At 61.6% G+C, this 19,673-nt stretch carries 18 protein-coding genes; 9 read left to right on the plus strand and 9 right to left on the minus strand.

The window, feature by feature from the left end:
- Positions 1-141: 141 nt before the first annotated feature.
- From D8779_RS04165 to D8779_RS04175, 3 genes are read right to left on the minus strand one after another with little or no spacing between them, the layout of a single operon-like run.
- Positions 142-1,344, minus strand: a complete 1,203-nt coding sequence (locus D8779_RS04165; RefSeq protein ID WP_136663194.1) for a cytochrome c — start codon at positions 1,342-1,344, stop codon at positions 142-144.
- Between the two features lie 2 nt (positions 1,345-1,346).
- Positions 1,347-1,886, minus strand: coding sequence for a (2Fe-2S)-binding protein (locus D8779_RS04170; RefSeq protein WP_136663195.1), 540 nt, complete (start codon positions 1,884-1,886; stop codon positions 1,347-1,349).
- Entirely contained in the window at positions 1,879-4,707 is a 2,829-nt protein-coding gene (locus tag D8779_RS04175; RefSeq protein ID WP_136663196.1) for a xanthine dehydrogenase family protein molybdopterin-binding subunit, read from the minus strand. The genes D8779_RS04170 and D8779_RS04175 overlap by 8 nt, the downstream gene beginning before the upstream one ends.
- 281 nt (positions 4,708-4,988) lie before the next feature.
- On the opposite strand from D8779_RS04175, the gene D8779_RS04180 reads away from it, so the two are divergent.
- Entirely contained in the window at positions 4,989-6,227 is a 1,239-nt protein-coding gene (locus D8779_RS04180; protein WP_136663197.1) for an MFS transporter, read from the plus strand.
- On the opposite strand, the gene D8779_RS04185 is transcribed toward D8779_RS04180, so the two are convergent.
- Positions 6,224-6,778, minus strand: a complete 555-nt coding sequence (locus D8779_RS04185; RefSeq protein WP_136663198.1) for a DJ-1 family glyoxalase III — start codon at positions 6,776-6,778, stop codon at positions 6,224-6,226. The two genes, D8779_RS04180 and D8779_RS04185, sit on opposite strands and share 4 nt — an antisense overlap.
- Before the next feature lie 184 nt (positions 6,779-6,962).
- Between D8779_RS04185 and D8779_RS04190 the strand changes: the two genes are divergently transcribed.
- From D8779_RS04190 to D8779_RS04200, 3 genes are all read left to right on the plus strand, one after another.
- Complete coding sequence (locus tag D8779_RS04190) at positions 6,963-8,255, plus strand: NCS2 family permease (protein WP_136663199.1); 1,293 nt, start codon at positions 6,963-6,965, stop codon at positions 8,253-8,255.
- Between the two features lie 52 nt (positions 8,256-8,307).
- The gene (trmA, locus tag D8779_RS04195; RefSeq protein WP_136663200.1) at positions 8,308-9,396 is read left to right on the plus strand and encodes a tRNA (uridine(54)-C5)-methyltransferase TrmA; all 1,089 of its coding nucleotides are present in this window, start codon (positions 8,308-8,310) and stop codon (positions 9,394-9,396) included.
- Between the two features lie 131 nt (positions 9,397-9,527).
- Positions 9,528-10,022 carry a DUF4136 domain-containing protein gene (locus tag D8779_RS04200; RefSeq protein WP_136663201.1) on the plus strand — a complete coding sequence of 165 codons (495 nt, stop codon included), beginning with the start codon at positions 9,528-9,530 and terminating at the stop codon, positions 10,020-10,022.
- 1 nt (position 10,023) lies between these two features.
- On the opposite strand, the gene D8779_RS04205 is transcribed toward D8779_RS04200, so the two are convergent.
- Positions 10,024-10,410 (minus strand): DUF4345 domain-containing protein, encoded by a 387-nt coding sequence (locus tag D8779_RS04205; RefSeq protein WP_136663202.1) that lies wholly within the window; start codon positions 10,408-10,410, stop codon positions 10,024-10,026.
- A gap of 129 nt (positions 10,411-10,539) precedes the next feature.
- Here D8779_RS04205 and D8779_RS04210 point away from each other — a divergent pair, with 129 nt between their 5' ends.
- Positions 10,540-10,974: a DUF411 domain-containing protein gene (locus tag D8779_RS04210; protein WP_136663203.1), complete on the plus strand. Its 435-nt coding sequence runs from the start codon at positions 10,540-10,542 to the stop codon at positions 10,972-10,974.
- A gap of 76 nt (positions 10,975-11,050) precedes the next feature.
- Positions 11,051-11,923, plus strand: a complete 873-nt coding sequence (ypfJ, locus tag D8779_RS04215) for a KPN_02809 family neutral zinc metallopeptidase (RefSeq protein WP_136663204.1) — start codon at positions 11,051-11,053, stop codon at positions 11,921-11,923.
- 109 nt (positions 11,924-12,032) lie between these two features.
- Here the strand turns inward: ypfJ and D8779_RS04220 are convergent, their stop codons facing one another.
- Positions 12,033-12,920 (minus strand): PA4780 family RIO1-like protein kinase, encoded by an 888-nt coding sequence (locus D8779_RS04220; RefSeq protein WP_136663205.1) that lies wholly within the window; start codon positions 12,918-12,920, stop codon positions 12,033-12,035.
- Between the two features lie 371 nt (positions 12,921-13,291).
- Here D8779_RS04220 and D8779_RS04225 point away from each other — a divergent pair, with 371 nt between their 5' ends.
- Positions 13,292-13,696 (plus strand): DUF2218 domain-containing protein, encoded by a 405-nt coding sequence (locus D8779_RS04225; RefSeq protein WP_338109858.1) that lies wholly within the window; start codon positions 13,292-13,294, stop codon positions 13,694-13,696.
- A gap of 253 nt (positions 13,697-13,949) precedes the next feature.
- Here D8779_RS04225 and D8779_RS04230 read toward each other — a convergent pair whose 3' ends face one another.
- Together D8779_RS04230 and D8779_RS20760 are read right to left on the minus strand one after the other, a co-directional pair.
- The gene (locus D8779_RS04230) at positions 13,950-14,762 is read right to left on the minus strand and encodes a transporter substrate-binding domain-containing protein (protein ID WP_240789676.1); all 813 of its coding nucleotides are present in this window, start codon (positions 14,760-14,762) and stop codon (positions 13,950-13,952) included.
- 36 nt (positions 14,763-14,798) lie between these two features.
- Complete coding sequence (locus D8779_RS20760) at positions 14,799-15,176, minus strand: hypothetical protein (protein ID WP_240789677.1); 378 nt, start codon at positions 15,174-15,176, stop codon at positions 14,799-14,801.
- A gap of 160 nt (positions 15,177-15,336) precedes the next feature.
- Between D8779_RS20760 and ada the strand changes: the two genes are divergently transcribed.
- Positions 15,337-16,383, plus strand: coding sequence for a bifunctional DNA-binding transcriptional regulator/O6-methylguanine-DNA methyltransferase Ada (ada, locus tag D8779_RS04235; protein ID WP_136663206.1), 1,047 nt, complete (start codon positions 15,337-15,339; stop codon positions 16,381-16,383).
- A 155-nt stretch (positions 16,384-16,538) separates the two neighbouring features.
- Here the strand turns inward: ada and D8779_RS04240 are convergent, their stop codons facing one another.
- Positions 16,539-17,816, minus strand: a complete 1,278-nt coding sequence (locus D8779_RS04240; protein WP_136663207.1) for an acetyl-CoA C-acetyltransferase — start codon at positions 17,814-17,816, stop codon at positions 16,539-16,541.
- Positions 17,817-18,082: 266 nt separating this feature from the next.
- Here D8779_RS04240 and D8779_RS04245 point away from each other — a divergent pair, with 266 nt between their 5' ends.
- Complete coding sequence (locus tag D8779_RS04245) at positions 18,083-19,438, plus strand: 3-oxoacyl-ACP reductase (RefSeq protein ID WP_136663208.1); 1,356 nt, start codon at positions 18,083-18,085, stop codon at positions 19,436-19,438.
- The last annotated feature ends 235 nt before the right edge of the window (positions 19,439-19,673 follow it).

The raw sequence follows: 19,673 nt of genomic DNA on the forward strand, positions 1-19,673 counted from the left end.
GAGTTGTCACCGCAGAATTTTGCCGCGCCGTAACCCACCGGCGGTGTTTGCCTCGGCTCCGTCGCGGTGGGTTACGCGGCGCTCGGGCATCCTGCTGAACTCAGCAGCGTGCACATGCGCCACTAACCCACCCTACGGTTCTTAATGGCCTTTCTCGCTGCGTAGCTGGCTGACCTGTTGCGGGCTCAGTTCGGCTGCCTGGCCACCCCAGGTCTGCCGCAGGTAATGCAGCAGGTCGCGCATCTGCCCGTCATCCAGCTTGTCGCTGAAGCCGGGCATCGGCTGCATACGCTCAAAGCCGGTGAACTGCTGCTCCTTGATGCCGTCATCAATCACCCGTAACAGGTTGCGCGCATCGTTCAGGCGCAGGGTGGTGTTGCCCTCCATGGCCACGGCCACGTGGGGAATGCCCTCTCCCGCCGCACCGTGGCAACCGGCGCAGGTATTCAGGTAGTGCTGACGGCCCTGCTGAGCACTCGCGCCGAGCTGGTCCAGCGCCACGCTGGCGACCTTGCGCGGCTCTGGCGGCTGGTCACCAAGCAGGTAGGTGGACATGGCCTGGTGATCGTCCAGCGGCAGGTACTGGGTACTGTGGTGAAACACCGGGTACATCTCGTTGAACATCGAACCCTGGGCACTGATGCCGTATTTGAGGAAAGTGGCCAGGTCCTCAGGGTTCCAGCCGCGCGCGGCCAGGTCGTCTGCCAACAGGCTGGGGGCCTCGTAACCGAGTATCACAGCGCCCTGCAGACGCTCGTCCTGCTGCAACGCGCCAAGGACATTGCGCGGGGTGTGGCACTCGCCACAGTGGCCCAGCACTTCGACCAGATACTGACCGCGCTGCCAGGGTTCACTTTTGCCTTCAGCCGGCTGCAGCTGCACGCTGTCCTTGTACAACATGTTCCAGAAGCTCAGGCCGAAGCGCAGATTGAACGGGAAACTCAGGTCAGTTTGCGGACTGGGCTTGGCGATCGGCTCCAGGCTCATCAGGTAGGCATAGATGGCGTCGGAGTCTTCACGCTTGAGCAGGTGATAGGAGGTGTAGGGCATCGCCGGATAGAGATTGCTGCCATCGCGACGCTCACCTTCGGCTACTGCGCGGTAGAAATCATCGGCGCTGTAATTGCCGATGCCATGCTCTTTGTCCGGGGTGATATTGGTGCCGTAGATGGTGCCGAACGGCGACTCCAACGGCAGGCCGCCGGCGTACTCGGCGCCGCCTTCGATGCTGTGGCACGCCACGCAATCGGCGGCGCGCGCCAGGTACTTGCCGCGTTCGATCAGTTGCTCATCCGCCGCAAAGGCCGTGAGCGGCAGCAAGGCTGCCAACACAAATGCGCGCATGTTCATCCCTCCTTGACCAGGCCGAGTGACTCCACCACATCGCGCGCGGCGCTGTAGTAGCGCACGTAGCCGGTACAGCGGCAGATGTGCTTGCCCAGGGCGTCTTCGATCTCGCCCTCCAGCTCGCTGCGTTTAACCGGCTGACGTTGCAGCTTTTCCACCAATACGGTGGCGGCGTTGACATAGCCGGGGGTGCAGTAGCTGCACTGGAAGGCAAACTTGTCGACGAATTTCTGCTGGATCGGGTTGAGCTCGCTGACCTCGCCCTGGGCATCACGCTTGGCGTGGCCCTCGATGGTGCGCACACGCTTGCCGTCGAAGAAATGCACGCCGGTGATGCAGGTGCGAACCTCCTCGCTAGTGCCATCCGCTTTGTCGAGGATCGCCACGCAGGCGTGACACACGCCCTGGCCGCAACCTAAACGCGAGCCGGTGAGGTTCAGGTGTTCATGCAGGAAGTCGATCATCATCAGATCGTCCGGCACCTCAACAGGGCCGACGGCCTGGCTGTTGATGATCATGCTCAAAATGCGCTTAGCCATGGAGGGCCTCCTTGATGCGGGCCGGAGTCAGAGGAAGGTCGCGCAAGCGCTTGCCAGTAGCGTGAGCCACGGCGTTGACGATGGCGCCGACCACCGGAATCATCACCACTTCAGCAATGCCCTTGGCCGGATCGCTGGGCGATAACGGCGGCAGAATCTCTGCGGTTTGCGTCCACACCGCGCAGTCTTTGGCACGCGGCAATTGATAGCGGTTGAAGTTCCAGGTGCCATCGCCAGGGCCGCCTTCGTACAGCGGCATGTCCTCCAGCAATGCGTGGCCAATGCCCATGGCGATGCCGCCTTCGAGCTGACCCAACACCAGTTCCTCGACAATCACCCGACCGCATTCGAGCCAGGAGTGATGGTTGATCACCCGTGCCTCGCCGCTGCCCTTGTTGACCTTGATCTCGACCAGGGTGGCCACCGGGCTGTAGTAGGTGACCATGGCGTTGTTCAGTTGGGTGACCGGGTAGTTGATGCTGACGCGGTCGAGCAGGTGGAAGCCGTTACGGCTCATCTGCGCTTTCTTCGCCGCCTCGGCACCGTCACCGTATTTCACCGCTAGGGCATCCAGCGGCACGCGCTCACGCTGACCATTGATCTCGAACTCGCCCTCGGCCCAGCTCCAGCGGTTGAAACCGTGCACGCTGACGCCGGTTACCAAGCCCAGCTCGTGGGCCTTGTGCGCCAGCAACTTGAACGGAATTGGCGGCATGCCATCGGCGGTCAATTTGCCGTCTACCCAATGGGCATTTTCCCGCCGCACCACATAAGGATTAGCCAGGCCGCCATGCTCACCACGGCTCCAGATGGCCATGGCCGCCGGCCACAAACCATGGATAAACAGCACACGTGCCGCCTCGCGGGTGGCATGCCCCGAGTAGTAGGACGAGTTGGTTGCCGACGAGGGTGAGGCCAGCTTGCCGACCCAGCGCGGGTTGCGTAGTGCGGCATCCTGTTCGGCCTGACTGATGATGTAAGGGTTGCCGCTGGTGGTCAGCGCCAACTCAGGCCATTCGGTTTCACCGGTCTTGATTTCATCGGCGGGCTGGCCTAGGTAATCGGCGACCAGCAAGGCTTGCGAGGTGGCCATGCCGGTGCCCATGTCGATGGCAATATGGCGCAGGCTGACGCGGCCATCGGCTGTGAATTCCAGGCTGGCCATCGGCGCTTCGGAACCGGTGCCGAAATCCTTCTGGCAGATGGCGAAACCGACGCCATACAGGTTATCTGGGTCTTCGGCGTCGAAGCGCTGTTTACGCGCCACGCGGTTCTTCCAGATTTCGTGCTGGGCGGCCTTGTCGAGAATTTCATCGAGGCGCAACGCACCAGCCGGGATCGCGCCCTGGGTGTTTTTCATGCCGGACTGAAACACGTTTTTCTTACGCAACTCGATGGCATCGATGCTCAGCCGCTCGGCCACTTCATCCACCATCATCTCGGTGGCGGCCATGGTTTGCAGCGTGCCGTAGCCGCGCATTGAGCCGGCCTCGACGCCGCGCGAGTAATAGGCGGTGGCGGCCAGGTCGCTGCGCGGCAGGTAATAAATCGACTGCGCGGCCGTAGCGCCAACCGCCGCCACCGAGGAGCTGTAGTTGGCGCGCCCGCCGCCATCGACATCCATGTGCGCACGGAATATCTGGAAGCTGTGATCCTGCTTATTCACCGCCAGTTGATAGTGCATGTCGAAGGGGTGACGCTTGATGCCGCTCTGGAACTGCTCATAACGGTCATTGGCCAAGCGCACCGGCATGCCGCCGCCATAGATCGCAGCCAGGGCGGCGTAGAACACGAAGATGTTGTTGTCTTTGGAGCCGTAACCCACGGTGTAGCCAGGGTGCATGTTCAGCTTCTGCAAGCCGAAACGCGACGGCGCGAGCATGTGCGCGGTCTGCTCGGCCACTTCAAACGGGCACTGAGTGGCGACCACGAAATGCAGGGTGCCGGTGGCGGCGTCGAACCAGCCATTGCCGTTGTCAGCCTCCAACGCGCACGGCTCGATGGACTGGGTTTTGAAACGCTCGTCGAACACCAGCCAGTCATCCGGCGGGCTCTGCAACTGCTGCTGCATCTGCTCGGCGTGGTACAGCCCTTGCTCGGTGAGATCGCCGCTGACTTTACCTTCACCCCAAGCTGGTTTGCGGTTGTGAATCAACGGAAACAGCATGCTGTCTTTTAGGCTGGAGAAGGTGTCGCGGTCGAACGGCGTAGTGCCGCCGACTCGCACGAAGCGAAAGCTGCCGTAAGGGTCGCTCTGGAACGCCGGCGCTGTTGCACCGTAGCGGATCACCTTGTCATTGAACTTGAGGATGTTCTTGGCCTGACGATAACGCTCGAAATCCTTCCAGATCAGCAGCGCCACCGGGTGGCCGATAAACATCGGCACCTGCCCTTCTGGCAACAGCGGATCGAGGTGATGGCCATCCGGGAAGGCGATGCCATCCTTGACCAGATCACTGGCGGTGACCACGCGATCCGGCTGCAACTCGGCCGATAACAGCGACAGGTCGAAGCCCTGATAGAGCTGTTCGGTGCGCGTGGCCTTGAGCAACAAGGCATGGCCTTGCTGTTGCGGCCAGCCGGGCATGTCCTTGGCGCGAATGTCGCGGGCAAACACCTTGGCCCCACAGGCTTTGGACACCCCATCGATACGCGCCACCGCCTTGCCGCTGGCGTCGTACCAGGGCTGCGGCATGGCGGTTACCTTGTCTTCGAACAGGGCGGCAAACGCCTTGCTGCCCAGTGGCGCGAAGCTGATGCCGATACCGGCGATAACGCTGCCTTGCAGAAAGGCGCGACGGGATAACTCAGGAGTGGACATGTCCGTTCCTCAAGGCCAGAGCAGCCTGGCGTCAGTGTGAACAAATTGATGAAATGCATGCGCCGTGCGCAGATCGCGCAGGCATTGGGAGTAAGCGTAGCTGAGGTATTTTTGACCTAAAAGTCAGATTCTACCCAAGTCATTCTCACAACAGAATAAAAAACTGCCATGCAAGTCAGCTTTAAGCTCCGCACTTGCTGCGCAAGCCTTCTGCTCTCAGCGTTTACAAGCGCAGGTACGTGCTAGGCTGCGCAGCCGATAACCGCCTCAGCACACCAACCATGTCCAGTCTTCTGCTGCGCCACCATCGCCCTTTTCTCGCGTTCTGGTTCGCCCGGGTTTTCACTGCCAGCGGCTTTCAGATGATTACCGTGGCCATCGGCTGGCAGATGTATGCGCTGACCGGCAACGTGCTCGACCTCGGCTTGGTCGGGCTGATCGAATTTATGCCGAAGATTCTGTTTATCCTGATTACCGGCCATGTCGCCGACCGCTTTGATCGGCGCAAGGTGGCGGCGCTGTGCCAGGGCGCACAGGGGTTGATTGCACTGGGCCTGCTGCTCGGCAGCGGTGCAGGAGGTATCAGCCGGGAAATGATCTTTGTCATCGCCTTTCTGCTCGGCACCGCCCGCGCGTTTGAGATGCCCACCACCCAAGCGCTACTGCCGAACATCGTGCCAAGCAACCTGTTCCCGGCCGCCGTCGCCGCCTCGGCATCGGCCATGCAGGCCGCCACCATCGTCGCCCCGGCGCTCGGCGGCTTGCTCTATGCGCTCGGCACTCACTGGGTCTACGGCCCTGCCGTGGTGCTCTACAGCTGCGCCCTGAGCCTGATGCTGAGCCTGCCTGCGCGCCAATTACCGCTTAAACAGAAAGTCTCACTGGAATCGTTGCTGGCGGGTTTTCGCTTTATTCGCAGCCGCCCGGCCGTGTTCGGCGCGATTTCTATGGACATGTGTGCGGTGCTGCTGAGCGGCGCCACCGCGCTGCTCCCGGTGTTTGCCAAGGACATTCTGCTCACCGGCCCCTGGGGCCTCGGCCTGTTGCGCTCGGCGCCAGCGGTGGGCGCACTGCTGATGTCACTGTGGCTGACGCGCTTCCCCATCGAGCGCCGAGTCGGCCCGGTGCTGTTCACCTCGGTGGCGATCTTCGGCGTGGCGACCATCGGCTTTGGCCTCTCCACCTCACTCTGGTTCAGCCTCGCCGCTTTGGTACTGCTGGGCGCCGCGGACATGATCAGCATGGTGATTCGCTCCGCCTTCGTGCAGCTGCAAACCCCGGATGAGATGCGCGGCCGAGTCGGCGCCGTCAACGGTCTGTTTATCGGTGCGTCCAACCAACTCGGGGATTTCCGCGCCGGCGTCAGCGCCGCGTGGTTCGGCACAGTGCCAGCGGTGATGATTGGCGGGGTGGGTGCGTTAGTGGTCACCGGTTTGTGGATTCGCCTATTCCCAGAGCTGGCCAAGCGCGACCACATGCATCCACAGCCAAATCCGCAACCGCCGAGCGCAGCCGCTTAACCGACCAGCATGGCCTCCGCCACCTGCTTGCGCATGGAGCGGCCAGCCAACTGCTCGACCAGGGTCAGAGCAAACTCCAGAGCTGTGCCTGGGCCCTGACTGGTGATGCAATTGCCGTCCACCACCACGGGCTGATCAACAAACACACAGCCGCTCAGGCGATCACTAAAGGTCGGATAGCAGGTCATGCGCCGCTGCTTGAGCACGCCGTACTGCTGCAAGGCCACAGCAGGCGCCGCGCAGATGGCGGCGAACAACTTGCCGGCCTTGGCCTGTTCACGCACTCGCTCGGCCAACGGTTCACTCTCCGCCAGACGCTGCGCGCCGGGCATGCCACCGGGTAGCACAATCAGGTCGAAGGGCTGGGCCAGTACATCCACCAGCATGGTGTCGGCCGTCAGGCGCGTGCCACGGGCACAGGTGATCATCCGTCGACTTTCGATACTGGCCACCACCACCTCGATCTCGGCACGGCGCAACACATCGATCAGTGTCACGCACTCAAGGTCTTCTACGCCATCGGCGATGCTGATAAGGGCGCGTTGGGTCATTCGATCACTCCTGGCAAATCGAGTCCGAAAACTGTCTGCACGGTCATAAATTCACCCATTTCAGACTAGCTGATATGATGCGCGGCGTTTTCCAGATCACCCGCAAAGCATGCACAGATGCGTGGATGTGCTTTGCTTTCGCTTTGTCTAAACACGATAAAAAACCGCTACGGGGAGCTCCGCCATGCTGGAAAGACTGTTCCAACTCAACGCCCACAACACCACGGTGCGCACTGAAGTTCTGGCGGGGCTGACCACCTTCCTGACCATGGCTTACATTCTTTTCGTAAATCCCAACATGCTCGCCGAAACCGGCATGGACAAGGGCGCGGTGTTTGTTGCCACCTGCCTAGCCGCAGCCATTGGCTCGGCCATCATGGGCCTGGTTGCCAACTACCCAATCGCCCTCGCACCGGGCATGGGCCTGAACGCCTTCTTTACCTACACCGTGGTACTGACCATGGGTCATACCTGGCAGGTGGCGCTGGGCGCGGTCTTCCTCTCGGGGGTGATCTTCTTTTTGCTGTCGATCTTCAAGATTCGTGAGTGGATCATCAACAGCATCCCCATGGCGCTGCGCGCCGGCATTGCGGCGGGTATTGGCCTGTTCCTAGCGATCATCGCGCTGAAAAACGCCGGTATCGTGGTGGATAACCCAGCCACCTTGGTGGGTCTGGGCGACCTCAGCCAGGGCGGCCCACTGCTGGCCTGCCTGGGTTTCTTCGTGATTGCTGCACTGGCCTATCGCCGTGTCACCGGCGCGGTGATGATTGGCATTCTGCTGGTCACTGGCCTGTCGATCCTGTTCGGCTTGTCGCAGCTCAGCGGTGTGGTCTCGATGCCACCATCACTGATGCCAACGCTGATGCAGCTGGACATCATGGGCGCGCTGGATATCGGCCTGCTCAGCGTGATTTTCGCCTTCCTCTTCGTCGACCTGTTCGACACTTCGGGCACTCTGGTCGGCGTGGCGCAGAAAGCCAACCTGCTGGATAAAGACGGCAAAATGCCCAAGCTCGGCCGCGCCCTGCTGGCCGACAGCACCGCGACCATGGCCGGCGCGGCACTGGGCACCTCGACCACCACCAGCTACATCGAGTCCGCAGCAGGCATTAGCGCCGGCGGCCGTACCGGCCTGACCGCGTGCGTAGTCGCCATTTTGTTCCTGTTGGCGCTGTTCTTTGCTCCGCTGGCGGGCGCCGTACCCGCCTTCGCCACCGCGCCGGCGCTGCTGTTCGTCGCCGTACTGATGATGAGCAGCCTGGCGCAGATCGACTGGGACGACCTCACCGTCGCCGCTCCGGTCGTCATCGCTGCCCTGGCCATGCCGCTGACCTTCTCGATTGCCAACGGCATTGCCTTTGGCTTTATCGCCTGGACCGTGATCAAGCTGCTCGCCGGCCGCTGGCGCGACCTCAACCCGGCGCTAGTGGTGCTTTCCGCCTTGTTTGTAATCAAACTGGCCTACTTCGCCTGATGACCCGCTGGATCGGCGCTCCCGATCCAGCCCTTTTTTGAAAGAGTCCTGCATGAGTCGTTCCCAGTTCGATCCCGCCAGTTACGCCGCCCAACTTGCTGAAAAGCAACAGCGCCTGATTGAGCTGCTGGCGCCGTTCGACGCCCCTCCCCCGGAGGTATTCGAGTCGCCGCGTGAGCACTATCGCTTGCGCGCCGAATTCCGCCTGTGGCGCGAAGACGGTGATCGTCATTACGCCATGTTCGAGGCCGGCGATAACCTCAATCCGATTTTCTTCGAAGACTTCCCCATTGCCAGCGCGCAAATCAATACGCTCATGCCGCGCCTGAAAGCGGCGTGGCAAGCCAGCAGCGCGTTGAGTTTTAAGCTGTTTCAGGTCGAGTTCCTCACCACACTGGCCGGCGATGCGCTGATTACCCTGTGCTACCACCGCCCGCTAGACGCCGCATGGCAAGCTGCCGCCGAGCAACTTGCGAGCGAATTGCAGGTGAGCATCATTGGCCGCTCCAAAGGCAAACGCAGCGTGATCGGCAAGGACTATGTCGAGGAAAAGCTCACAGTCGCGGGCCGGACTTTCAGCTATCGCCAACCCGAAGGCGCCTTCACCCAGCCTAACGGCGATGTGAACCAGAAGATGCTCAACTGGGCTTTTGCAGCGCTTGGCGAGCGCCAGGACGACCTGCTGGAGCTGTATTGCGGTAACGGCAACTTCACCCTGCCGCTGGCCACCCGCGTGCGCAAAGTACTGGCCACCGAGATCAGTAAAACATCAGTTAATGCAGCCTTGGCCAACCTGGCTGATAACGGCGTGGACAACATTACCCTGGTGCGCCTGTCCGCCGAAGAGCTGACCGAAGCACTTAATGAGGTGCGCCCGTTCCGCCGCTTGGCCGGCATCGACCTGAAAAGCTATGACTTCGGCAGCGTCTTCGTCGACCCGCCGCGCGCCGGCATGGACCCGGATACCTGCGAGCTGACCCGCCGCTTCGAGCGCATCCTCTACATCTCCTGCAACCCGGAAACCTTGGCCGCCAACATCGCCCAGCTCAGCGACACCCACAAAGTGACGCGTTGCGCGCTGTTCGACCAGTTCCCCTACACCCACCATATGGAATCAGGCGTATTGCTGGAGCGGCGCTAGCGTTACCGTGCCACCCCCAGCGGTTGATTGCTCAAGCAGCAGACCCATCGGCAGATTGGCGTAACAGGTTGCGCCGTTATCTAAACTGCTGACCGCGGGTGCGCCAGCACCCTTCTCCCGAGGAGTCGCCAATGCACCGTTATCTGCTAGCCCTGCTGCTGCCCTTGCTGAGCGCCTGCATCAGCGCACCTGAACCCTCAGCGCACGTGCTGCAGCCGGCGCCAGATAACCCACAGCAAACCTTCAATGTCAGCGCGATAAGAACCAGCGGCCACCGCATGGATCTGGAGCAGCGTTTCAACCTTGCGGTTGAGAACGCGCTGCTCGCCAAAGGCTATCGACTCAATGCAGCGCAGCCTGATATGCAGGTCATCTACGCCTTAGGCCTGGCCCATGAACAAGGTATTGAGCTCGCGCCAGTGGCCGTGGGCGGCACGGTTTACACCCAGACCCGCGCCACCGACGATGAGCGGGCGCGCCTGGCCTTACGCATTCTCGACAGCCAAACCCAAGCGGTGCTGTTCCAGGCGCAGATCAGCCGCCAGCTGCACAACCCGGACATGAGCCAGGAAAACTTCAACCGTGGCGTGGCCGAGATTCTGCAAGGCTTCCCCGACGCGCGTTAACTCAGAGACGTTGCACGCCGCGCAGCGCCCAGAAGCACAGGCCCACCGACACCACCTCAAGCAGCAGCGCATAGAAATTAAACGTCTGCTGCGCGCCACCATCGAGCCAAAGCCCGCCGATGCGGGCCAATGCCAGCGAGCTGTACAGCAGCACCAGCAAAGTCAAGGCTGCGCGAGTCAGGTCAAAACGGCTCAATGACAAGCCGATAAATGCCGCCAGCCCAATCTGCAAACCGCCGTAAAACGCGCGCATGTCAGTGGCTGCCGCCGGCGACATCAACAGCATGCCGCTGAGGTTGGCCATTTCATGCGGTCGAACAAAATAAGCCAAGCCCAGGCCGGCCAACGCCAGCAGTTGAATCACCAGAACTACGCGTGCAAACAGCATGGAAAGCGTCCTTACCCCGAGAGTCGTGCGCGCAGCATAAGCCGCCCCGACCAATCCGCAAACCCGCATCACTTGGGCTCGCCCGCGCACAGCGTTATGCTCGCTTCATCACCCTTGGAGATCATGCACATGCGCCGCCTTATTCTGCTCGCCGGACTCTTCAGCAGCCTGGCCAACGCCGCCGAACTGCTGACCATCGACGTGCACCGCGACCCGCACTGCGGCTGCTGCAAAGCCTGGATCAGCCACCTGCAAGACAACGGCTTTACCGTCAACGACCATGTCGAAGACAACATGAGTGCGCTTAAACAACGTCTCGGTGTGCCGCCGCGCCTGGCCTCGTGCCATACCGGCGTGATCGACGGCAAGTTCGTCGAAGGCCATGTACCGGCGGCTGACATTCTCAAGTTGAGCCGACAGCCTGACCTGCTGGGTGCGGCAGTACCGGGCATGCCCACCGGCTCCCCCGGCATGGAACGTGGCGATATCCGCGATGCCTACCAGGTCATCGGCCTGGATAAGCAAGGCCAAGAACGCGTGCTCAGCGATTACCCAAGCAACTGAGCCGCTGACGACTGGGCTGGACAAGCGCCGCCGGCCGACGACACTCAAAGGTGCTAAACCATAAGGAATGCAACAAATGCGCTGGAAACGGGCAAGACGCAGTGACAACGTGGTGGATGCGCGCGGCAGCAGTGGACGGCGCATGGGTGGAGGCAAAGGCCTGACCCTCGGTGGTGTGGCCATCGTGGTGATCGTTGGCCTGCTCAGCGGCCAAGACCCCATGCAGATCCTCGGCCAGCTGGCCGGGCAAGCCATGCAAGGCGGCTCGCCAAGCCAGCAACAGAGTACGGCACCGCCAGTTAATGATGAGCAATCCGAGTTCGTCCGCGCCGTGCTCGGCGACACCGAAGACACCTGGCGGGAGATCTTTCAAGGCGCCAAACAGCAATACCGCGACCCAACCCTGGTGCTGTTTAGTGGCGGAGTAAATTCGGCCTGCGGTTTTGCCAACTCGGCGGTCGGGCCGTTCTACTGCCCGGGCGATCAACGGGTGTATATCGACCTGGCGTTCTTTCGCGAGCTGGAGCAGCGCTTCGGCGCAGCGGGCGATTTTGCCCAAGCCTATGTGATTGCCCATGAAGTCGGCCATCACGTGCAAACCCTGCTGGGTGTCTCAGCCAGGGTCAATGCCGCACGCCAACGTGGCGAGCGGGTGGAAGGCGCCACCGGCTTACTGGTCCGCCAGGAACTGCAAGCCGATTGCCTGGCAGGCGTATGGGCTTACCATGGCCAGCGCCGGCATGACTGGCTGGAGCCGGGGGATATCGAGGAGGCGCTGAACGCAGCCAACGCCATCGGCGATGACCGCTTACAGAAACAGGCCAGCGGCCAGGTGGTGCCGGATTCCTTCACCCACGGCAGTTCCGAGCAACGCGTGCGCTGGTTCAAAACCGGTTTCGACGGTGGTGATATCGGCCGTTGCGATACCTTCAAGGCCACGCGCCTGTAGCCGCCTCATGCCGAAGGGCTACAGGCTGAACGTTGCCAGGCATGGATAACGGACATAAAAAATGCCGCTCACCTGGTCAGGTGAGCGGCATTTTTCTCAGCAGCACCCTCTACTGCGCCCAGGGCGGAGGTGGCTCCTCGCCTTTGGGCGCGTCTTCGGCATTCAGCAGCGCCTGACGGCGCTCTTCGTCAGCCAGCGCGGCTTTGATTTCGCGCATCACTGCATCGATATCGGCGTCTTCTTCCGGGTCGTCGAACTCACCCGTCAGCGGGGTTTCCGGGGTTAGATCACCAGCCTCATACAGCGCCCACATTTCCTTGGCGTACTTGGTAAAGCGCAGTTCTGGCGCGAACTGCCCAAAGTAGGCCGACATGTTACCGACGTCACGCTCAAGCATCTTGAATGCATGGTTGTTGCCTGCAGCATCAACCGCTTGCGGCAGGTCGATAATCACCGGGCCACCGGGATCGAGCAGTACGTTGAATTCCGACAAGTCACCATGCACCAGGCCGGCGCAGAGCATTTTCACTACTTCATGAATCATGAAGGCATGGAATTCACGGGCATCGTCGGGGTGCAGGTCAACATCGTTGAGGCGCGGCGCAGCATCGCCTTCGCCGTCATCGACCAGCTCCATCAGTAATACGCCTTCGAGGAAGTCATAGGGCTTAGGCACCCGCACACCGGCATTAGCCAAGCGGAATAAGGCGGCAACCTCAGCGTTCTGCCAGGCGTCTTCCTGCCCCTTACGACCGTACTTGGAGCCTTTGGCCATGGCCCGGGCATCACGGCTGTTGCGTACCTTGCGGCCTTCTTGATATTCGGCGGCCTGGCGAAAACTGCGCTTATTGGCCTCTTTGTAAACCTTGGCGCAACGCAATTCGTCACCACAGCGCACTATATAAACCGCCGCTTCTTTACCGCTCATCAGCGGGCGTATCACTTCATCGACCAGCCCGGCTTCGACCAGGGGTTCAATACGTTTTGGCGTCTTCATCAGCTTTAATCAGGGGTCCTGTGTTGCCCAAGTCGACTCTGCCGCCCGTTATACGGCAATCTTTAAGCAGCGCCCACCCTCCTGTCAGCATGGACGGCATGCTTGCCGCAGAATTTTCCAGCGCCAGCACCGCAAGGTCGTCTTTTCAGACCGTTGTCGCCATCGCGACAACGCACAAAGAATCGCTCAAGCGCAACGGTTCCAGGCCCATCCAAGACCGTCTACCAAGATACGCCATGCGCCACCAGCCAGCAGCGATGCAACCAAAGAGGATCACGCACTGTCGGAGTGGGGGTACGCATCAGCCAGTAATTAGTGCCCCAAAACGTGCGGCACTCACTGGCCTGAGCCTGTAGTCATGGGGAATAACCTTGAAAAGCGCCCAATCTGGCCTAAGCACTGTTACGCAGAGGCCTACCCTCTACCGACACAGCGCGCTGAGCGATCTGGCAGCCCAGCGTCATGCCCACCCCAGCCGGTGCAAGGGCATCAGCGCGCCGTGCATCGCTTCTAGCTATGTCGTCACCGCCACACCCGCACGCTATATCAGCCTCTTGTGCGCGCAATTTGCTCACAAACTGCCCGTCAGTGTTGATGAGCAGCACGGCTGTATCGAGTTTGCGTTTGGCCTCGCGCACCTGCATGCCGACAGCGCCGGTCTGCACCTCACGGCCCTGAGCAATAGTGCGCAAGACCTGGAAAAGCTCAAACACTTGATCGCCACCCACTTCGAGCGCTTCGCCTGGCAAGCCGAGCTGAACCTCGACTGGCAGTAGTCACCCCGCAGGCAGGGTCAGCTCGATACGTTCCGCCAACGCGTCGTCCAAACGCTGTAGCTCGGCATGAATCGAGGCCGCGTCGGCGACCTAGGCGCGCTCCTGCTCACTCAACGACACCGCCGCTGACGCTGACGCGGCGAGTGACAGCCGGCTAAGCAGCAACAGAGAGCAGAGGCGCGGCATGGCGGCATCCTTGTGGGTGATCATTGGTCTTCAGCTTAGGGCCTGTCGGGATTCTGGCGAACACCACTCAAGGCAGGTTGTCGCCAAACGCTGTTCCGATATTGATGCCCAGGCTGATCACGCCCAACAACGCACCGGTATCGGGGTCATAAAGCGGTGCCGACACCTTGCTTTGAAAGCTCTGCGTCGAGCCGTCATATTCAATCGCGCCAATATAAACCTCGCCGGCGGGCATTCGCTCAGCGCGCTGGAAATCCACCTCATCAGCCTGCCAGTAATCGCTAGTGGGCTCGCTCAGGGCAACCAGTTGGCCGCTGGCATCACTGATAAAAATCTCATTAAACAGTGGTGAGTACTGCTGAGCGATACCGGCCAGCAACTGTGACGGACGCAGCTTAAGCATGCGCCGGATCAGCGGCTTCTCCTCAAGGATGCGTTCGCGCCGCCACTGGCGATCCAGCTCCTGAATCCGCTCATGGCTGTTATCGCGCTGCGGCGCTTCACGCAACGCGCTGAGCAGGTCCGCATGCAGCCCCCAACGCGCCACATGCTGCGTGGCCAGCTGGCGCAGATAGGCCTGCTCGGCCTGACTCAGCTCAGTACTGGCTGGCGCACAACTTTCCACTTGGCGGTTGAACGCCTTGAGGAAGTCCGGATGCTCATCAATAAAGTTTTTGGAGAAATACACACCCAGCGGTGAGTAGCGCACAAAACGCTGATGCAGCTTCTGCTCCCCCTGAGCCTGCTGCAGGGTACTGTGCATGGCGTTGTTGTCGGCCAACAGCATGTTGATCCGACCATGACGGAGCATTGCCACCAGCTGCTCCAGCCGCGGCACTTTCTGTTCGATCTCGATGCCTCGTGATTCAAGCCAGATCATGCTGTTGCTGCCCAGCACACTGCCGATGCGCAGCTGCTAGTCCCAAATGGGCAAATTGAGCAAGCTGGGGTCCAGCGCATACCAGTACCATTTCTCGATCAGCAGCGGCGCCGAGAGCACCGCGTAGCCATCCACCAGGCTGTTGGGCGCCGAGCTGAAGAAGCCATCAGCAATCTGCCGGCTGACATTGCGCCGAGCTCGCTGCAAGGAGGTCAACTGAATCTGATAGGGCTGCTGCATCCTGTTGAAAATGCATTCGAGCACCGTGACCGAAAGCCCGCCCAGCTGCCCATCGACCACCACTTGATAGGGCTCTTCGAAACTGGTGTCGAGACGCACCGGCAACGGCGGTTGCGCGGCGGCGCATACACTGGCAAGCACCAGTAAGAGCCCCAAATGACGCAGTCTGAACATTGCCCCCTCCTGGCGTGTACGCCGTTGCGAATGCAAGGAGTCTAGGCGAGCTTCGCGAAGTCCACGCGTACCAGCGTGTAACCGGTTTGAAAGTCAGATGTGGATTGGCAGCCCGCCAGGCGCAGCCGACAATCAACCCATAACTATTGAGGATCGCGCCATGCTTGATGCCGACCGCTGCTGGCAAGCCGTATGCGAGCGTGATGCCGCGCAGGACGGTCAGTTCATCTTTGCCGTGCGCAGCACCGGCATCTACTGCCGCCCCAGTTGCCCTGCTCGACGCCCCAAGCGTGACAACGTCAGCTTTCATCCCGATGCTGCCAGCGCTGCGGCAGCCGGATTTCGCCCGTGCAAACGCTGCTCACCGCACGGGCAGAGCCCGGCCGAAAACCTGGATGCTTTGGTCATAGCCGCCTGTGAGCTGCTCGATAACAGCGAGCCACCACCCACTCTTGAGCAGTTGGCTGCACGCATCGGCCTTTCTGCGTCACACCTGGCACGCGCCTTCAAGGCCCGCACCGGCCTGACGCCAAAAGGCTGGAGTGAAGCGCAACGCCGTGCGTGCCTGGAACAGCAGCTGCCCCAAGCCGGCAGCGTACTGGATGCTGCGTTGTGCGCCGGCTACTCCGGCACCCGTGGCCTGTATCAACAGCTGGCAGCACTGAGCCCGGCGCAGCGACGCAAGCAAGGGGCGGGCGAGCGGTTGCGCTACAGCATCGTGCCCTGCCCGCTCGGCCAGTTGTTGCTGGCCAGTAGCGTCAAGGGTGTCTGTGCATTGCTATTTGGGGACGACGCCGACGCGCTGCTGGCCGAGCTGCAACACCGCTTTGCTGCCGCCGAGTTGCACCTGGATGACCTTGGATTGGGTAACGAATTGCGCCAGGTCCTCGCACAGCTCAACGAGCCACAACGCGCCGCACAGCTGCCGTTGGATATTCGCGGCACGGCATTTCAGCAGCAGGTATGGCGCGCCTTGCAGCAGATTCCGGCGGGGCAGACGCGCAACTACGCCGAGCTGGCCGCGAAGATCGACAGTCACCCGCGCGCCGTGGCACGCGCCTGCGCCAGCAATGCGCTGGACCTGCTGGTGCCTTGTCACCGGGTGATCGCCAGCAATGGCAGCCTCAGCGGTTACCGCTGGGGCATTGCGCGCAAGGCGGTGCTGCTTGAGGGCGAACATGCAGGACTTGGGCGGGAGAAGCTTTAGCCGTGATGCTTTTAGCGCGGCCTATGTCCATCGCGGCTAAAGCCCCTCCCAGAGAAAACGGCACAAAAAAACAGCGGCACCACTTGCGTGGGCCGCTGCAAATCACGGAGTTGCATACATCAGTACCCGCACAGCGTGCGGATACCGCTGTTTGATTACTTTTCCAGGATTGCCGTCACACCTTGACCGCCAGCGGCGCAGATCGAGATCAGCCCGCGCCCTTCTTGTGCCACCGAAAGCAGCTTGGCCAGGTTGGCGACGATGCGCCCGCCCGTGGCAGCAAAGGGATGACCGGCGGCCAGCGAGCTGCCCTTGACGTTCATCTTGCTACGGTCGATAGAACCCAACGGCGCATCCAGGCCCAGGCGGGTTTTGCAGTAGTCGGCGTCTTCCCAGGCCTTGAGGGTGCACAGCACCTGGGCGGCGAAGGCTTCGTGGATTTCGTAATAATCAAAATCCTGCAAGGTCAGGTTATTGCGCGCCAGCAGGCGCGGCACTGCATAGGCTGGGGCCATCAGCAGGCCTTCCTTGCCGCCGACAAAATCCACCGCCGCCGCTTCGCCGTCCTTCCAGTAGGCCAGAATCGGCAAACCACGGGCTTTGGCCCACTCTTCGCTGGCCAGCAGCACCAAGGATGCGCCATCGGTCAACGGTGTGGAGTTGGCGGCCGTCAAGGTGCCGCGCGCGCTACGTTCGAAACAGGGTTTAAGGGTCGCGAGCTTTTCCAGGCTGATATCGCCGCGCAGGTTCTGGTCGCGGGTCAGGCCGAGAAACGGCGTCAGCAGGTCGTCGTGCCAGCCTTCGGCATAAGCAGCGGCGAGTTTCTGGTGGCTGGCCACGGCCAGTTGATCTTGCTCATCGCGGGGAATGGCCCAGGTCTGCGCCATCAGTTCGCAATGCTCACCCATCGACAGCCCGGTGCGCGGCTCACCATTACGCGGCAGCGACGGAGACAGATGGCGTGGGCGAATTTGCAGCAGGCTTTTGACCTTGTCGCCGGTGCTTTTGCCACGGTTGGCCTGCAGCAGAATCTGGCGCAACCCCTCATTGACGCCGATCGGCGCATCCGAAGTGGTGTCGACACCGCCGGCGATGCCGCACTCGATCTGCCCCAACGCGATCTTGTTGGCCACCAACAACGCCGCTTCCAGACCCGTGCCGCAAGCCTGTTGTAGGTCATAGGCTGGGGTTTCCGGGGCCAGTCGCGAGCCAAGCACGCATTCGCGGGTCAGGTTGAAATCGCGTGAGTGCTTGAGTACTGCGCCGGCCACCACTTCACCGAGGCGCTCACCGTGCAGGTTGAAGCGCTCGACCAGGCCATCCAGCGCGCTGATCAGCATCTCTTGGTTGCTCGCTGTGGCGTAAACGGTGTTGGAGCGGGCGAACGGAATACGGTTACCACCAACGATGGCGACGCGACGCGGCTGGGTCATGGATGACTCCTGTTCTGAGGTAGGACTGAAAATCTGTTCAACGTCTCGCGAGCTAGCGTCTTGCAAGGCGCTACGTGAGTAACCGCCTCGACGGGGGCGACGCGCAGCAGACGTTGAACAGGTTCAATGAATGGCGCACAGGCTAACCTGTCGCCGCAGTGTCGCATTGGCCGCCTTGCCGGCGCAGCAGTCTGCACGGTCAATTGCGCATTGCTGTGGTCTGCGTAGAGTAGGCGCACTTTTGATTTATGTGCAGGAGCCGCCCCATGTCCGACCGTTATCTCGCCTTTGCCAACTCCAATACCGGTCGCCGCTTGGTCGGCGCACTCGGCCTGCCCGCCCCGCTGCTGCTGGAGCGCTGGAGCGCTGGGCGCAGCCGACCGGTAGACGGCGCTTTGCTACTCGGTGGTGAAGGCAGCCTGGCCAACGCCGTACTGCCATTTGCCAACAAACTGACCGACGCCCTGTTCGCGGCCCGTGAAGCCCAGTTCGAGCTGCCACGCTGGACCGCCGAGCACGGCCCCAAACTCAAGGCGCTGGTATTTGACGCAAGCCACCTGACCCGTTTCGAGCAACTGATCGAGCTGCGCGACTTCTTCCAGCCCGCCCTCAAAGGCTTGGACACCTGCCCACGCGTGGTCATTCTCGGCCGCGCCCCGGAATCGCTGAAAGACCCGATTGCCGCCAGCGTACAGCGCTCGCTGGAAGGCTTCAGCCGCTCGCTGGGTAAGGAAATCCGTCGGGGTGGCAACGTGCAGTTGATCTACGTCGGCAAAGGCGGCGAGGCACAGCTGGAAGGCGCGCTGCGCTTCTTCCTCTCGCCCAAAAGCGCTTACATTTCAGGCCAGGTGCTACGCCTGAATGCCTGCGCCGAGCAGGTCAAGGATTGGACCCGACCACTGGCCGGCAAGAAGGCACTGGTCACTGGTGCCTCCCGTGGTATCGGTGCCGCCATCGCCGAAACCCTGGCCCGTGATGGCGCCGAGGTGGTGCTGCTGGATGTACCGCCAGCCAAAGAAGCCCTCGATGCGTTAGCCGCCCGCCTGGGTGGTCGCAGCCTGGCGCTGGACATCTGCGCCGCCGATGCGGCCGCACAGCTTATTGAAGCGCTGGCGGATGGCATCGATATCGTCGTGCACAACGCCGGCATCACCCGTGACAAAACCCTGGCGAAGATGAGCGACGCGTTCTGGAACTCGGTGATTGACGTCAACCTGAATGCGCCGCAGGTGCTGACTCAAGCGCTGCTGGACGCCGGCAAGCTGAATGACAACGGCCGCGTGGTGTTGATCGCCTCGATCAGCGGCATCGCCGGCAATATGGGCCAGACCAACTACGCAACCAGCAAAGCCGGCGTGATTGGCCTGGCTCAAGCCTGGGCGCCGACGCTGGGCAAACGCGGCATCAGCATTAACGCGGTGGCTCCGGGCTTTATCGAAACCCAGATGACTGCCGCCATCCCGCTGACCATCCGCGAAGCCGGCCGCCGTATGAACTCCATGGGTCAAGGCGGCCTGCCGCAGGACGTCGCCGAGGCTGTGGCGTGGTTCGCCCAGCCAGGCTCGGGCGCCGCCACTGCACAAGTACTGCGCGTCTGCGGGCAAAGCCTGCTGGGCGCTTGATCGTTGCCCACAACAGCCAAGGTTAGCCCCCGACACCCTGTGACATAGATGCCGTGGGAGGGGCTTTAGCCGCGACGACAACCACTGCAAGCGCGCCGCTGAAGCGCCTCCCACAGAAACATCTCGACCTTCGTAGGGTGGATGACGCTTCACCCATCCACCCATTGCCCCCTGAAGGTGGATGAAAAGAGCGTCATCCACCCTACTGCCCTGGCGCTTAATCGCCCCCGAACTG

This window comes from Pseudomonas leptonychotis (assembly GCF_004920405.1).
Classification (GTDB): domain Bacteria; phylum Pseudomonadota; class Gammaproteobacteria; order Pseudomonadales; family Pseudomonadaceae; genus Aquipseudomonas; species Aquipseudomonas leptonychotis.